Source organism: Thioalkalivibrio sulfidiphilus HL-EbGr7 (genome assembly GCF_000021985.1).
Taxonomy (GTDB): domain Bacteria; phylum Pseudomonadota; class Gammaproteobacteria; order Ectothiorhodospirales; family Ectothiorhodospiraceae; genus Thioalkalivibrio_A; species Thioalkalivibrio_A sulfidiphilus.
Map to the genome: position 1 here is coordinate 2,352,398 of NC_011901.1, position 15,398 is coordinate 2,367,795.

Sequence of the window (15,398 nt, forward strand, 5' to 3'; positions counted from 1 at the left end):
CGGTTCGCCGGCGGGGCTTTTTTGTGGATGCATGTCCAGACGCGCTAGAACTGACAACCAAAATCAGGACTCTCTCGCAGAGACGCAGAGACGCAGAGACGCAGAGACGCAGAGACGCGGAGACTACATCAGAAAGCTTTTCTCCGCGCCTCCGCGTCTCTGCGAGAACATCTGCTCTTGACTGGCTGTGAATCAGTCCACTCCCCATTGCACTCAGTCAACGGCCGGAAGCGGCTCAAGCGGTCGATGGCGTGGAGGGCAGTTACAACAGAGTGTCCCGGAAATGTCCCAAAACCAGGAGCAACCGGAAAAAGATGGTGGGTCGTGTAGGATTCGAACCTACGACCAAGAGATTAAAAGTCTCCTGCTCTACCAACTGAGCTAACGACCCGTATCACTTGAAGGCTGGAAACGGACGGGGCCGTCTCCGAAAGGCGGTTATCTTACTATGCTCGTCCCAAATGACAAGCCCGCGCGAACGCGGGCTTGTGCAGGAGACCGACAGGGACCGCTCGGAGGCGGTCCCCACGGGATCAGATGGCTTCCAGCTTGCGCATGCTCGAGGGCAGCAGCTTGAGGTCCACCAGGCCGGTGATCAGGGCCTTGAAGAAGGTGGCCTCGTCTTCATAGACCATCTTGTAGTACTGCACCTTCATGGTGAGCGCGGAACCCAGGACGATGGAGGCAAAGGTCAGGAAGCCGCCCAGGGCGAGGGTGGAGATGCCGGTGATGCCCTGGCCGATGGTGCAGCCCATGGCCAGCACGCCGCCGAAGCCCATCAGGATGGCGCCGATGAAGTGGTTCACGAAGTCCCGGAAGGAGGCGAACCACTCGATGCGGAAGCTCTTGCTCACCAGGGCCCAGAACAGGGAGCCCACGATCACCCCAAACAGGGCGATCACGCCGAAGTAGAGCACCGCGTTATCGAAGCCGGAGGCCACGTAGCGCAGGGACTGGCCCATAGGGTTGATGAAAGTGAAGGACTGGCTGGACCAGGGCATGGCCTCGGCGGGACGACCCTCGGGGTCATCGGCCAGGAAGTCCCACTCCTGCACGTAGGCGCGTAGTTCGTACGCGTCCATGTCATCGCCCACCTGCACGTTGCTGGTGATGTACCAGGCACTCACCACCACGGCACCGATCACCAGGCCGCCGATGATGTTATCGCGGGTGCTGCGGAAATCCGCGGACTTGAATACCCAGAACAGCAGGACCAGGCCGAGGATGCCACCGATGATCAGGCGGGCGGTGACGGCACCTTCGCCGCTGGCCACCAGGGAACCCAGATCCTGACCGCTGCCCAGATTGACGGCGAGCGGGTTGGTCCAGCCGTAGAACAGCAGGGAGTACAGGGTGTTGGAAGAACCCGGCAGGGGGTTAATCATGAAGTAGGCGATCACGGCGATGATCAGCAGCACCATGAGCGACTTGATGTTGCCGCCACCCACACGCACCAGGGTCTTGTTGCCGCAGCCACTGGCGTAGGTCATGCCGATGCCGAACAGCAGGCCGCCCAGCAGGTGCTCAACCCAGGCAAACTGGCCGGCACGGTAGGGAGGGAAGGCGCCGTCGGCGTTGACCAGGCCCATGGACTCGAACACCACCACGCCCAGCATGGCCACGGCGATGGCCAGGACCCAGGAACGCATGCGGCCCAGGTCGCCCATGTTGACCCAGTCGGAGACCGCGCCCATGGTGCAGAAGTTGGTCTTGTTGGCCACGGCGCCCATGATGAACGCCAGGACGAAGGTGACACCCAGCACGACCGCGGCTGCGGTCGAGAAGCTTTCGAAAACCATGATTATCCTCCAGCGACTCGCGCATGATCTGGGGCATTGTGGCCCCGATATCCATCACACCCGGAATCGCAAAACCTTGTATTTATTGTGGATCGGAAGGGATTCCAGAGCATACCGGCGCGAAAGTATAACCGGAGTCTGGTCAGGTGTCATGAGTCGTGGCAAGTGAATACTTGCTACTGTCTGATAGACAGACACGCCTTACCTGTCCTCTATGCCTTTACACCTTGCGCCGATAGCGCGTCACATCGGGCAGGCCCGCGTCAGCGAATCCCTGGGCCCGCAACCGGCAGGCATCACAGACCCCGCAGGCCAGACCCTTGGCATCTGCGCCGTAGCAGGTCACCGTTTCGGCGAAATCCACCCCCAGCTCGGTGCCGCGCCGGATGATGTCGGCCTTGCTCAGGTACTGCAGCGGCGCGTGGATACTGAGCTGCCGTCCTTCCACCCCGGCCCGGGTGGCCAGGTTGGCCAGGCGTTCGAAGGCCTCGATGAAGGCCGGCCGGCAGTCCGGGTAGCCGGAATAGTCCACCGCATTCACACCGATGAAGATGTCCCGGGCCGGCAGCACCTCCGCCCAGGCGAGCGCCACGGACAGGAACACCGTGTTGCGGGCAGGCACGTAGGTGACGGGGATGCCCTCACTGGGTGTCTCGGGCAGGTCGATGCGGCTGTCAGTGAGTGCAGAACCGCCGAACAGGGAGAGATCCAGGTCCACCACCTGGTGGCGCACTGCACCCTGGGATTTGGCCACCCGGGCCGCGGCGTCCAGTTCCGCCCGGTGACGCTGCCCGTAGCGAAAACTCAAGGCATGACAGACATAGCCCTGCTCCCGGGCGATGGCGAGCACCGTGGCGGAATCCATGCCGCCGGAAAGGAGGACGACAGCGTTTCTTTGGGCTGAAGACATGGCGTTGAAGTGCGATGGCTAAATTGGGAAACGGGGTAGGAAGTACGAAGTGTGAATTGGGAAGTGCGAATTGAAAGTCCTTTACTTCGCACTTCCCAATTCACACTTCCTACCTTCCCTGCTCTTCCCCCCACAGGATCTTGTGCAACTGCAGCTGGAAACGCACCGGCAGCCGATCGGCGACGATCCAGTCGGCCAGGTCTCTCGGCGCCAGCTGGCCGTAGCTGGGGGAGAACAGCACCTCGCAGCGAGCAGTCAGGTCATGGGTCGCCACAGTCTGCCTGGCCCACTCGTAGTCGGCCCGGTCGCAGATCACGAATTTGACCTGATCCTTGAGGGAAAGATAACCCAGGTTCTCGTAGCGGTTGCGCCCCGCCTCACCGGACGCCGGGGTCTTGAGGTCCATGACCTTCACCACCCGGGGGTCCACGGCGGCCACATCCAGGGCACCGCTGGTCTCCAGGGAGACCTCGTAGCCGGCATCGCACAGCCGGGTCAGCAGTTCCAGGCAGGCGCGCTGGGCCAGGGGCTCACCGCCGGTGACGGTCACGTGATGCACACCGTGGGACGCCACCTGCGCCAGCACCGCCTCCAGACTCATCCACTCACCGCCGGTGAAGGCGTATTCGGTGTCGCAGTAGCCGCAGCGCAGCGGGCAGCCGGTCAGGCGCACGAACACCGTGGGCCAGCCCACGCTGCGGGACTCCCCCTGCAGGGAGAGGAAGATCTCGGTGATGCGCAGGCGCTCTGCCTGGGGCGTGACGGGCGCGGGGCTGGGGGCGTGGATGGACATGAGGCATGCAGGGACGATGAGTAGATCACTATTCTACCGTAGGTCGGGCTTCAGCCCGACAGCGATGCGTGCTTGGACTCCGCTGTCGGGCTGAAGCCCGACCTACGGGTTGATTCACCTTCCTTCGTCACGCATGCGCTGCAGGCGCTGTTCCGCCAACCGCGCCACGGCACTGCCGGCATGGTCGCGTCGCACCTGCTCCAGGGTCTCCCGGGCCTTGTCCCACTGGCCCAGCTCGTAGTGGGTGAAGCCCAGCTTGAGCTGGGCGTCGGCCACCTTGTTGCTGTCGGGATACTGCCTGAGCACCTTCTCGAACTCGGTGAGTGCCGAGGGGAAATCCCGGCTCACGTACTTGGCCTCGCCCAGCCAGTACTGGGCATTGGAGGCAAGACCGCTCTCGGGATAGGCCTCGAGGAAGCGACGGAACGCGCTCACCGACTGCTCGTAGCGACCCTCCCGGAGCAGATCGAAGGCCGCACGATAGGACTGCTGTTCCTCGGCCGAATTGCCGCTGCTCGCCGCAGCCGGTGCCACCGGCTGTGCGGGCGTCTCGGGACCCGGCACTGCGGCCGAGGGCGCAGCGGAGGCGGCCGGTACGCCGCCCTCCTCGAGTGTCTGGAGCCTGCGGTCCACGTCCAGGTAAAGCTCACGCTGGCGGGCGCGCAGCGTGTCGATCTCGTGGGCATTGGCCTCGGTGTCGCCGCGCAGGGCACGCACGTCCTGCTCCAGGGCCTCGAGTCGACGCATCATGTCCATGAGCGTCTGGTTGTCCATGAGGCGTTCCAGGCGCTCGATACGGGCATCGAGCACGCGCGGGTCAGGCATGGCCCCCTGCTGCTGTGCGGGCGCAAGCCCGGGCACCAGCAGGCTGGCGCCCAGGCACAGGCCCGCGGCGATGCGCGCCCGGCTCACATGCCCGCCCGGTCATAGACCAGTTCCACGCGGCGGTTCTGGGCCCAGGATTCCTCGTCCCGGCCAAAGGCCACGGGCATCTCCTCGCCGTAGCTCACCACCTGGATCTGGTCGGCGCGGGCACCCTGCAGCATGAGCATGCGCTGTACCGCCTGGGCACGGCGCTCGCCCAGGCCCAGGTTGTATTCGCGGGTACCGCGTTCGTCGGTATGACCCTCGGCACGCACCTGCATGTTGGGATTCTGGGCCAGGAAGCGGCCGTGGGCGATGATCACTTCCTCGAACTCCGGCTTGATGTCACTGCGGTCGAATTCGAAGTAGATGATGCGGTTGGCCAGCGGACTGGCGGGATCGCTCAGGGCATCCATGCCGAGCATTCCGTCGCGGTCCAGGGGCAGGGCCTCGATGCCCGAATCAGGCACCGGGCGCATGGAAGGATCGGTGCCCGGGGCCGGCTCCTCGCCGGGTTTGGTGGCGCGGGCGCAGGCGCCCAGGACCAGGGCCAGCATCAGGATCACGGCAAGGCGAAGCATGGCAATCATGGCAAGACTCCTTCAAAGAATCGGTTCGGTTGTGAATGAGGGTTTGTGGACTATCAGTTCGTATGCACGTCAATCGAGAAACGGTGACCAGGCCGGCTCGCGCACCTCGCCCTCCTGCAGAACCAGGCTCTGGCGCACGCGGCCATCGGCGCTGACCGCGGCCAGTTCGCCCTGGCCGCCCCGGCCTGCGGTGGCGTAGATGATCATGCTGCCGTTGGGTGCGAAGCTCGGTGCCTCGTCCAGGCGGCCGTCGGTGAGCAGGCGGAACTGGCGGGTCTGGCGATCCAGCACCGCGATGCGGAAACGCCCGCCATCACCGTTGACCATGGCCACTAGGCGGCCGTCCGGGGAGAGGGTCGGGTTGCCGTTGTAACGGCCGTCAAACGTTAACCGCCGGGGCTGACCGCCGCTGAGACTCTGTTCGTAGATCTGCGGATTCCCGGCCCGGTCCGAGGTGAACAGCAGGTTGCGGCCGTCGGGCGTCCACTCCGGCTCGGTGTCGATGGAGCGGCTGTTGGTCACGCGCAGAAGACTGCGGTCGGCAAGGTTCATGACGTAGATATCGGGCTGGCCGTCCCGGGACAGGGTCAGGGCCATGCGCCGGCCGTCCGGCGACCAGGCCGGGGCGCTGTTGATGCCCTGGAAACTGGCGATGCGTTCGCGCTGGGCGCCGTCGATGTCCTGGACGTAGATCTCCGAGTTGCGGTTCTCGAAGGACACGTAGGCCAGGCGCCGGCCGTCCGGCGACCAAACCGGCGACAGGATGGGCTGGCGGGAGCGGAAGATGGTGCGCGGGTTGTGGCCGTCGGCATCGGCCACCTGCAGGGCGAAGCGCTGCTCACCGCCCTCGCGGGTGACGCTCACATAGGCCACCCGGGTGTTGAAGGCACCGCGCACCCCGGTGATCTGCTGGTAAATGATGTCGCTGGCCATGTGGGCGGCGCGGCGCAGCTGGCTGGACGATGCCGGTATGCTGTAGCCGGTCACCTGCCGGCCGCGCACCGTGTCGAACAGCTGGAACTGCACGTTGAAACGATCCGCCCCGGCGGGCACCAGGCGGCCGATCACCACGTAATCCACCCCGGCCCCGCGCCAGACCTGGAAGTTCACGTCCTGGCCCCGGGTGGGCCGCTGGGGCATGCGACCCTGCTCCATGGGCGAGAACTGGCCGCTGCGGTGCAGGTTGGCCTGGATGATGGCGCCGATGTCCTCCGGCGGGCGGGCGCCCGGGCCCTCCCAGCCGAAGGGCACGATGGCGATGGGCATGGCACCTTCCACACCCTGGGTGATTCGAATCTCCAGCGCTGCCTGGGCGCCGAGGGGCAGCAGGCAGAACAGGAGAAGCAGGCTTCGGATCATCTTGGGCATCGGGATCATGGTCTGGATTCCGTCCGGTTAACTGGGTTCGAAGGTGAAACGGATCTCCCGGGCGAACAGTTCCGGGTCGGGCGGACTGGGCAGGGGTTCCGCCCGGCGCACCGCCGCCTCCACGGAACGGCAGAAGGCCGGGTTGCCGGTGCAGCTCTCGATGCGCACCTCCTGGATGAAACCGCCCGGCGCCTGGCGCACGAACACCACCGCACGCTGCCCAGACTGGTGGTCCGCCGGCCGCAGCCAGGCCCTTTCCACGGCGCTGCGGATGGCCGCCATGTACTGCTGGCGCTGGCTGTCCAGCTGCGCCTGCCGGGCCGCCTGGCGGCGCGCCTCCTCCTCCCGGGCACGCTGCGCGGCGGCCTCCTGCAGACGGCGCTCCTCAGCCGCCAGGGCCGCCTGACGGCGTGCCTCCTCGGCGCGGCGTTCCTCTTCCAGTCGCCGCTGGCGTTCCGCCTCCGCCTGACGCTGGCGCTCCGCTTCGGCCTGGCGACGCGCCTCTTCCTGACGTCGCTGCTCCTCCTGACGCTGACGCTCGGCCTCGGCCTGGCGCCGTGCCTCTTCCTGGCGGCGACGTTCGGCCTCGGCCTCCGCCTGGCGGCGACGCTCCGCTTCCTGGCGGGCCTGCTCCTGTCTGCGGGCCTCCTCCTGGCGCTGGCGCTCCGCCTCGGCGCGGCGGCGTTCCTCATCCAGGCGCCGCTGGCGTTCCGCCTCGACACGCTGACGTTCGGCCTCGCGCTTCTGCTCCTCGATGCGATCGAAGCTGCGCGCATCCACGGCCACCGCCTCGATTACCTGTACCGGCTCGGCATCCGCCACGGAGATCTCCATCACCGAGGCCTTGCTGCGGGGCGTGAACTCGAAACCGAGCAGCATCACCGCCAGCAACAGCAGGTGGATGCCGGCCACGGTTCCCAGGATGCGCGGATGCTCCCTAAGCGTCTGCCACATGGAACCTAACCACTGGGCCTCACCGCTCCGACTCGGCCGGATCGGTGATCAGTCCCACCCGGGAGACGCCGGCGGCCTGCACCGTGACCATGGCATCCACCACCCGGCCATAGTCCACGTTGCGGTCGCCACGCACGTACACCTGGGTGTTGGGACGCTGGGCCAGCAGGCCGGCGACGATCTCGCCCAGATCCCGGGGCTCCAGGGGCACGTTCACCTGGGGACCCTGGTTGAGGCTCATCTGCCCGTCCCGGGAGACGGTGACCACCACCGGTTCGCCGCGTTCCGGATCCGGTTCCATGGTCTCGGCCTGGGCCTGGGGCAGGTCCACCTCCACGCCCTGCTGCAGCAGCGGCGCGGTGACCATGAAGATGATCAGCAGCACCAGCATCACGTCGATGAACGGCACCACGTTGATCTGGGACATGGGGCGGCGACGGCCGCCGCGATCCTTGGCTACCGCCATGGGCACACCCCCTGACCCTGTGACACGCGGGTCCGCATCAGGCGGATTCCTCCGTGGCCGGCGCCTGGCGCTGCAACAGGGAGGTGAACTCCTCGGTGAAGTTGTCGTAGCGGGTGACGATGCGGTCCACGTCGTCGGAGAAACGGTTGTAGGCGATCACCGCCGGGATGGCGGCGAACAGGCCGAGCGCGGTGGCGATGAGCGCCTCGGCGATGCCGGGCGCCACCATGGCGAGCGTTGCCTGCTGCGCGCCGGACAGGCCGATGAAGGCGTGCATGATGCCCCACACGGTACCGAACAGGCCGATGTAGGGGCTGGTGGAACCGACCGTGGCGAGGAAGGAGAGATAACTCTCCAGGCCGTCCACTTCCCGTGATACCGCCACGCGCATGGAACGCTGCGCGGATTCACCCAGGGTCGCGCCCCGGTCACTGCGGTGCTTGCGGCCGCGCAGGAATTCCTTGAAGCCGGCCATGAACACGTGCTCAAGCCCGGTGACCTCGCTCTTGCGCCGGATGCCCTCGTAGAGATGGGCCAGGTCCACGCCGGACCAGAAGCGTTCCTCGAACTCGTCGGTGGCGGCACGGGTGTCGCGCAGCACGCGCCACTTGATGATCATCACCGTCCAGGACAGGACAGACATGACCACCAGGATGAGCATCACCAGCTGCACGATGAAGCTGGCTTCCAGGATCAGGCGGTACAGGGAAAGATCAACGCTCACGTGTCTCGACCTCCGGGTCCGACAGGGCTTTGAGAATGTTTTCAGGAACGCTCACGGGTCTGAAACCGCCTGCATCCAGACAGGCAATCTTGACCTCGCCGCGGCATAACAGTTCCGGCGCGTCCGATTCCCGCAGTCGCTCCACCGTCTGTGCGAATACCAGGCTCGCGCGTCCCCGCTGACTGATGGTCGCGGTGACTTCGAGCCGATCGTCCAGCCGGGCGGGGCGCAGGTAGTCCACCTGCACCGAGCGCACGGCGAACAGCACACCCTGCTGTTCCATGAGCCGCGCCTGATCGAAACCGAGGCTGCGCAGCCATTCGGTTCGGGCACGCTCCATGAAGCGCAGGTAATTGGCATAGAACACCACGCCGCCGGCATCGGTGTCCTCGTAGTAGACACGCACGGGCCAGACGAAGCTGCCGGGCGCGCGGCTCATGTTGGGGGATGCGTCACCGGAAGTCACAGGCGTGGTTCACAGTTTGCCTTCACCGCCGCCCTCCTCCTGCGCGCCGAACAGGTCCCCGGGCACACCGGTCATCCTGGGCGCGGGCAGTCCGAAATAGCGGTAGGCGTTGCTGGTGGCCATGCGCCCGCGGGGCGTGCGCATGAGGAAACCCTGCTGGATGAGATAGGGCTCCACCACGTCCTCGATGGTGCCGCGTTCCTCGCCGATGGCTGCCGCCAGGCTGTCCACACCCACCGGGCCGCCGTCGAACTTCTCGATCACCGCCAGCAGCAGGCGCCGGTCCTGGGCGTCGAAGCCCTGCACGTCCACGTCCAGCAGGTCCAGGGCGCGGTCCGCCACCTGGTCGGTGATCACGCCGTCGGCCTTGATCTGGGCGTAGTCGCGCACCCGGCGCAGCAGGCGGTTGGCGATGCGCGGCGTGCCCCGGGAACGGCGCGCGATCTCGGCGGCCCCGGCAGGCTCGATGCTTACTCCCAGGATACCGGCGGCACGCTGCACGATGCGGGTCAGGTCCTGGACGTTGTAGAACTCCAGGCGCTGCACGATGCCGAAGCGGTCGCGCAGCGGCGAGGTCAGCAGCCCCGCGCGGGTGGTGGCGCCCACCAGGGTGAAGGGCGGCAGGTCCAGCTTGATGGAGCGCGCCGCCGGACCTTCGCCGATGACGATGTCCAGCTGGAAGTCCTCCATGGCCGGATAGAGCACCTCCTCCACCACCGGCGAGAGACGGTGGATCTCGTCCACGAACAGCACATCCCGGGGTTCCAGGTTGGTGAGCAGCGCCGCCAGGTCGCCGGGCCGTTCCAGCACCGGGCCGGAGCTGTGGCGCAGGTTCACACCCAACTCGTGGGCGATGATATGGGAGAGGGTGGTCTTGCCCAGACCCGGCGGCCCGAAGATGAGCACGTGGTCCAGGGCCTCACCCCGGGCGCGGGCCGCGCCGATGAAGATCTCCATCTGCTCGCGCACCGCTGGCTGACCCACGTAGTCCGCCAGCCGCTGGGGGCGGATGGAAAAATCAGCGGCTTCGTCATCCCTGGAGCCTTTGGGGGTAATCAAGCGTTCGGGCATAAGGGGGTCAACGGGGTACAGAGGCAAGATACAAGAGGCAAGATACAAGAAAAAACATGAAAAAAGAACGACAACAGCCTGTCAGATAGAAATATTTTCTCACCCCTGGTCTTTTCTTGTCTCTTGAATCTTGCCTCTTGTATCTGCGCTCTATTTGAGCGTTGCCTTCAAGGCCAGCCGGATCAGGTCCTCGGAACGCTCCGCCTCCCCCTCCACGGCGCTGATCAGGCGACTGGCCTCCTGGGGCTTGTAGCCCAGGGATACCAGGGCGGAGACGGCGTCACTGACCGGGTCCGGGGCCCTGGCGGCCGCGGCGGCCGGCTTGCCGCCGGTCAGCGTGACCGCGGCGGGCAGACTGCCCAGGCGGTCACGCATCTCCACCACCAGCCGCTCGGCGGTCTTGCGGCCGATGCCCGGCAGGCGCACCAGGGAGGCCACGTCTCCATCCATGACACAGCGGGAGAACTCGCTGGCGGTCATGCCCGAGAGGATGGCCAGTGCCATCTTGGCGCCCACGCCGGTGACCTTGATCAGGCTGCGGAACAGGGCGCGCTCCGACTCACTGGCGAAGCCGTAGAGCACGTGGGCGTCCTCGCGCACGTGCAGGTGGGTGTGCAGGGTGACCTGCCCGCCCGGCTCGGGCAGGTCGTAGAAGGTGGAAAGCGGCGCCTCGATCTCGTAGCCCACCCCCTGCACGTCCAGGAGCAGGAAGGGGGGCTGCTTGCTCACCAACTCGCCACGCAGGCGCCCGATCATCGCCGGGTCCTCCGCCGGCTGCCCCGGGAGCGGAAGGCGAGGCCCTGCAGGGCCTCGGGGATCTGGCTCACGGTGGCCTGGGTATGGGCGTGGCACAGGGCCACGGCCAGGGCATCGGCCTGGTCGGCGGCCGGTGCGTCCTTGAGGGAGAGGATCATGGTGATCATGTGCTGGACCTGTTCCTTGCTGGCGGCGCCGGTGCCCACCACCGCCTGCTTGATGGACGTGGGGCTGTATTCGGAGACCGGCAGGCCGGCGCGCACCCCGGCGCAGATGGCCGCGCCCCGGGCCTGCCCCAGTTTCAGGGCGGAGGACGGATTGCGGGAGACGAACACCTGTTCGATGGCCAGGACCTCGGGACGGTGGGTCTCCACCAGCAGGCTGACCTCGTCGAAGATGCGGCCCAGGCGCACCACCAGGTCCTCCCCCTTCACCCGGATGCAGCCGCTGTGCACGTGGACGCTCCTGCGCCCGTCACTGTCGACGATGCCGAAGCCGGTGACCAGGGAGCCTGGGTCGATGCCTAGGATGCGCATTGTATGCGCAGTGGCAAGTGGCAAGTGGCAAGTGGCAAGGAACCCCTGGTTTTCCCTTGCCACTTGCCACTTGAGACTTGCCACTGTTCAACCATAGTTTGTATAAACCCTCAGGCCTCAAGTGCCTGCATCACTTCGTCCGGGAAATCAGCGTTCGTATATACATTCTGCACGTCGTCCAGGTCGTCCAGCATGTCCAGGAGCTTGAGCAGGGAGGGTGCGCTTTCCACGTCCACGGGGGCGGCGGTGCCGGCGCGCATGGTGACCTCGTTGTGCTCGGGCTTGAGACCGGCCTCGGTCATGGCGGCGCGCACTGCCTCGTAGTCGTCGGGGTTGGTGATCACCTCGATGGAGCCGTCGTCACCCACCGCCACATCCTCAGCGCCGGCCTCCAGGGCCACCTCCATGATCCGGTCCTCGTCGCTGCCCGCGGGATAGCTCAGCACGCCCTGCTTCTCGAACAGGTAGGCCACGGAGCCGTCGGTGCCCAGGTTGCCGCCGCACTTGGTGAAGGCGTGGCGCACCTCGGCCACGGTGCGGTTGCGGTTGTCGGTCATGGTGTCGACCATGATGGCCACGCCGCCGGGGCCGTAGCCCTCGTAGCGGATCTCCTCGTAGTTGACCCCTTCCAGCTCACCGGCGCCGCGCTTGATGGCGCGCTCCACCGTGTCCTTGGTCATGTTGGCGTCCAGGGCCTTGTCCACCGCCAGGCGCAGGCGGGGGTTGGAGTTCAGGTCCGAGCCGCCCATGCGGGCCGCTACGGTGATCTCCTTGATGAGCTTGGTGAAGAGCTTGCCGCGCTTGGCATCCTGGGCGTTCTTGCGGTGCTGGATGTTCGCCCATTTACTGTGTCCGGCCATGGAGGTCTGTCTCGCAGAGTGGTTCGGTTGGATTGGGGGAGATTCGCGGCGAGGTCGCCGCTCCTACCTTGATCCCTGATCGCGTAGGAGGCCCGACCCCGGGCCGAACCCTCCGTGCGCACAGCGCATCACGGGGGCCCTGAAATCATCACGCTAGTTTAACCCAGGCTCAGGATGCGGCGAAATCGCCGGTCCTGAGGAAGGCCGCCACCGCGTCCGCCACCGGCGCCGACCAGAGCATGGCGAAATGCCCGTAGGGCACGCTCAGGTGGGCGTTGATCTCCGGCGCACGCGTCTCGGCCAGGGCCACGGTGCCGTCGTTGGGCTGCTCCAGGGCACGGCAGAACAGGGTGCCGATGCCAAAGCCCCGGTGGCCCGCCACCATGCCCAGTTCCCGTCCACCCTTCCAGCGCGGCGCGCCGCCCAGCAGACCCCGGCGAATGCTGCGCCCCAGGAGCCAGCGGGTGAGGGGCGTGCGGGCGAAGCAGGCGGCGGTGCGACTGCCGTTGATCGGGGTGCCCAGCATGAGCACGCGGCCGGGGCGCTGCACAGGATAGCGGTCGAACAGATGCAGCAGCACCAGCCCACCCAGGCTGTGGGCCACCAGGTGCACCACGTCCGCCTCCACCCCGCTGAGAAAGCGGTTGAGGCGGGCCGCGTTGTCCTCGGGCGCGGCCAGCAGGCTCGGATAGCTGAACTGGCGGCAGGAGAAACCCCCACGGGCGAGGCGGCGGCGCAGCGGGGTCATCTCGAGCCCCGTCATCCACGCCCCGTGGATGAAGACCACCGCCTCACGCATCGCGTCCGCCTTCCCCCAGGACCTGCTCGCGGATCACCCGGGCGTTGCTCCAGGAAAAGCACCACTCGGCGGCCTGGGCCGCGGGCAGCCAGCGGTATTCCGTATGCTCCCGGGGCTCGATGCGCACGGGCACCGGTTCCGGCAGGCGCAGCAGGAAGACATGCTCCAGGTTTTCATGGGCATCGGGGCCGTAGCGATGCCGCCAGGCCGTGTGGATGGGGAAGCGGTACTGGAGGTGACAATCCACGAGCCCGTCGGCGCCGAGCCCGGTCTCCTCGAAGAGTTCCCGGCGGGCGGCCTGCAGCGGCGCTTCGCCCCACTCGAGGCTGCCGGTCACCGACTGCCAGAAATCCGGGGGCTCGCGGCGGCGCAGGAGCAGCACATCGCCGCCCTGGGTGTAGACGACGATCAGGACCGATTCGGGGCGTTTAGGAAACACGAGAGACAAGATACAAGAGGCAAGAGACAAGAAAAACCGCTTTTCACCTGTCTCTTGCCCCTTGCCTCTTGTATCTTGTCACTAACCGCTTGCGGTCTGCTTCTTGACCCGGATGCTCAGTTCCTTCAGCTGCGCGTCGGACACCTCGGCGGGCGCGTCCGTGAGCGGGCAGTGGGCGGTCTGGGTCTTGGGGAAGGCCATCACGTCGCGGATGGACTGGCTGCCGGTCATGAGCATGACCAGACGGTCCAGGCCGAAGGCGATGCCGCCGTGGGGCGGGCAGCCGTATTTCAGGGCGTCCAGCAGGAAGCCGAACTTATCCCGGGCCTCGGCCTCGCCGATGCCCAGCAGGTTGAACACGGCCTGCTGCATGGCGGTGGTGTGGATACGCACGGAACCGCCGCCCACCTCGGTGCCATTGAGCACCATGTCGTAGGCCCGGGAGATCATCTCGCCGGGGTTGCCGGTGAGTTCCTCGGGACGCTCGACGCGGGGAGCGGTGAAGGGGTGGTGCAGGGCCACCCAGCGGCCTTCCTTCTCGTCATGCTCGAACATGGGGAAGTCCACCACCCACAGCGGCCGCCAGCCACGCTCCACCAGGCCCAGATCGTGGCCCAGCTTCACGCGCAGGGCGCCCAGGGCCTCGTTCACGATACGCGCCTTGTCGGCGCCGAAGAAGATCAGGTCGCCGTCCTCGGCGCCGGTGCGGCCCAGGATCTCCACCACCACCGTGTCGGGCATGAACTTGAGGATGGGGGACTGCAGGCCCTCGCGCCCGGCATTGAGGTCGTTGACCTTGATGTAGGCCAGGCCCTTGGCACCGTAGCGGCCGACGAAATGGGTGTAGTCGTCGATGTCCTTGCGGGACAGCTCGCCGCCCTTGGGCACGCGCAGGGCGGCCACTCGGCCGGCGGGGTCCCTGGCGGGGCCGGAGAAGACCTTGAAGTCCACCTCGCCCATGATGTCGGTGAGCTCGGTCAGCTCCAGCGGGATGCGCAGGTCCGGCTTGTCGGAGCCGTAACGGGCCATGGCCTCGGCGTAGCTCATGCGCTGGAACGGGGTATGCAGGGGCACTTCCAGCACCTGGGCGAACAGCTCGCGCACCATCTCCTCCATGAGGCCCATGATGCCCTCCTCGTCCATGAAGGAGGTCTCGATGTCCAGCTGGGTGAACTCGGGCTGGCGGTCGGCGCGCAGGTCCTCGTCCCGGAAGCAGCGCACGATCTGGTAGTAGCGGTCCATGCCGCCCATCATCAGCAGCTGCTTGAACAGCTGCGGCGACTGGGGCAGCGCGAAGAAGCTGCCGGGATGGGTGCGGCTGGGCACGATGTAGTCCCGGGCACCCTCGGGGGTGGCCTTGGTGAGCATCGGGGTCTCGATGTCCAGGAAGCCGTTGTCCTCCAGGAAGCGGCGCAGGGTGCGGGACACCCGGGCACGCATCTGCAGGCGCTTCTGCATCGCTGGCCGGCGCAGGTCCACGTACCGGTAACGCAGGCGGGTCTCCTCGTTGACCTCGTCCTCGTCCAGCTGGAAGGGGGGCGTCTCGGCGCTGTTGAGCACCGTCAACTCGCGGCCCAGCACCTCGATGGCGCCGGTGGGCAGGTCCGGGTTCTCGGTGCCGGCGGGGCGGCGGCGCACACGGCCTTTCACCTTGAGCACGTATTCGCTGCGCACCCGCTCGGCGGTGGCGAAGACCTCGGGCAGGTCCGGGTCGAACACCACCTGAACCAGGCCTTCCCGGTCACGCAGATCAATGAAGATCACGCCGCCGTGGTCCCGGCGCCGGTTGACCCATCCGCACAGGGTGACTTCCTGGTCCAAGTGTGACTCGTTGACAGAACCGCAGTAATGGCTACGCATTTCCAGCCCTTTATGAACGATGGGGATCCGCCCCGACGGGTGCCGAAACGGCAGGGGGCGCGGCGCACGGGAGACCGCGCCGGGAGCGGGAACCGAAAAGGGAGCAATGGTACGGCCTGCCCTGCAACGGCGCAACTCGCGCC

At 66.6% G+C, this 15,398-nt stretch carries 17 protein-coding genes and 1 tRNA gene; all 18 read right to left on the minus strand.

Annotation, left to right across the window (positions count from 1 at the left end; translation table 11 throughout):
* Positions 1-315 precede the first annotated feature (315 nt).
* Positions 316-391, minus strand: a tRNA-Lys gene (locus tag TGR7_RS11130).
* A 142-nt stretch (positions 392-533) separates the two neighbouring features.
* The gene (locus TGR7_RS11135) at positions 534-1,799 is read right to left on the minus strand and encodes a YeeE/YedE family protein (protein WP_012638780.1); all 1,266 of its coding nucleotides are present in this window, start codon (positions 1,797-1,799) and stop codon (positions 534-536) included.
* 220 nt (positions 1,800-2,019) lie between these two features.
* Complete coding sequence (queC, locus tag TGR7_RS11140) at positions 2,020-2,709, minus strand: 7-cyano-7-deazaguanine synthase QueC (RefSeq protein ID WP_012638781.1); 690 nt, start codon at positions 2,707-2,709, stop codon at positions 2,020-2,022.
* Positions 2,710-2,818: 109 nt separating this feature from the next.
* The gene (gene queE, locus TGR7_RS11145) at positions 2,819-3,502 is read right to left on the minus strand and encodes a 7-carboxy-7-deazaguanine synthase QueE (protein WP_012638782.1); all 684 of its coding nucleotides are present in this window, start codon (positions 3,500-3,502) and stop codon (positions 2,819-2,821) included.
* A gap of 114 nt (positions 3,503-3,616) precedes the next feature.
* A complete protein-coding gene (gene ybgF, locus TGR7_RS11150) occupies positions 3,617-4,414 on the minus strand; it encodes a tol-pal system protein YbgF (protein WP_012638783.1) in 798 nt (265 codons plus the stop codon).
* Positions 4,411-4,956, minus strand: coding sequence for a peptidoglycan-associated lipoprotein Pal (gene pal, locus TGR7_RS11155; RefSeq protein WP_012638784.1), 546 nt, complete (start codon positions 4,954-4,956; stop codon positions 4,411-4,413). Before pal ends, ybgF begins: the two co-directional genes overlap by 4 nt.
* 69 nt (positions 4,957-5,025) lie before the next feature.
* A complete protein-coding gene (gene tolB, locus TGR7_RS11160) occupies positions 5,026-6,333 on the minus strand; it encodes a Tol-Pal system beta propeller repeat protein TolB (protein WP_012638785.1) in 1,308 nt (435 codons plus the stop codon).
* An 18-nt stretch (positions 6,334-6,351) separates the two neighbouring features.
* Positions 6,352-7,278 (minus strand): cell envelope integrity protein TolA, encoded by a 927-nt coding sequence (gene tolA, locus TGR7_RS11165; protein WP_012638786.1) that lies wholly within the window; start codon positions 7,276-7,278, stop codon positions 6,352-6,354.
* Positions 7,279-7,297: 19 nt separating this feature from the next.
* On the minus strand, positions 7,298-7,744 hold the full coding sequence (tolR, locus tag TGR7_RS11170; RefSeq protein ID WP_012638787.1) for a protein TolR: 447 nt from the start codon (positions 7,742-7,744) through the stop codon (positions 7,298-7,300).
* Between the two features lie 37 nt (positions 7,745-7,781).
* The gene (gene tolQ / locus TGR7_RS11175) at positions 7,782-8,468 is read right to left on the minus strand and encodes a protein TolQ (RefSeq protein WP_012638788.1); all 687 of its coding nucleotides are present in this window, start codon (positions 8,466-8,468) and stop codon (positions 7,782-7,784) included.
* Entirely contained in the window at positions 8,458-8,907 is a 450-nt protein-coding gene (ybgC, locus tag TGR7_RS11180) for a tol-pal system-associated acyl-CoA thioesterase (RefSeq protein ID WP_012638789.1), read from the minus strand. The genes tolQ and ybgC overlap by 11 nt, the downstream gene beginning before the upstream one ends.
* Positions 8,908-8,943: 36 nt before the next feature.
* Positions 8,944-10,005, minus strand: coding sequence for a Holliday junction branch migration DNA helicase RuvB (gene ruvB / locus TGR7_RS11185; RefSeq protein WP_012638790.1), 1,062 nt, complete (start codon positions 10,003-10,005; stop codon positions 8,944-8,946).
* A gap of 150 nt (positions 10,006-10,155) precedes the next feature.
* On the minus strand, positions 10,156-10,761 hold the full coding sequence (gene ruvA / locus TGR7_RS11190) for a Holliday junction branch migration protein RuvA (RefSeq protein ID WP_012638791.1): 606 nt from the start codon (positions 10,759-10,761) through the stop codon (positions 10,156-10,158).
* Positions 10,758-11,297, minus strand: a complete 540-nt coding sequence (gene ruvC, locus TGR7_RS11195) for a crossover junction endodeoxyribonuclease RuvC (protein ID WP_012638792.1) — start codon at positions 11,295-11,297, stop codon at positions 10,758-10,760. The genes ruvA and ruvC overlap by 4 nt, the downstream gene beginning before the upstream one ends.
* Positions 11,298-11,407: 110 nt before the next feature.
* Positions 11,408-12,157 (minus strand): YebC/PmpR family DNA-binding transcriptional regulator, encoded by a 750-nt coding sequence (locus TGR7_RS11200; protein WP_012638793.1) that lies wholly within the window; start codon positions 12,155-12,157, stop codon positions 11,408-11,410.
* A gap of 169 nt (positions 12,158-12,326) precedes the next feature.
* Positions 12,327-12,956 (minus strand): esterase/lipase family protein, encoded by a 630-nt coding sequence (locus tag TGR7_RS11205; protein ID WP_012638794.1) that lies wholly within the window; start codon positions 12,954-12,956, stop codon positions 12,327-12,329.
* On the minus strand, positions 12,949-13,395 hold the full coding sequence (gene nudB / locus TGR7_RS11210; RefSeq protein ID WP_012638795.1) for a dihydroneopterin triphosphate diphosphatase: 447 nt from the start codon (positions 13,393-13,395) through the stop codon (positions 12,949-12,951). Before nudB ends, TGR7_RS11205 begins: the two co-directional genes overlap by 8 nt.
* Before the next feature lie 81 nt (positions 13,396-13,476).
* Positions 13,477-15,255 carry an aspartate--tRNA ligase gene (gene aspS / locus TGR7_RS11215; RefSeq protein WP_012638796.1) on the minus strand — a complete coding sequence of 593 codons (1,779 nt, stop codon included), beginning with the start codon at positions 15,253-15,255 and terminating at the stop codon, positions 13,477-13,479.
* Positions 15,256-15,398 lie beyond the last annotated feature (143 nt).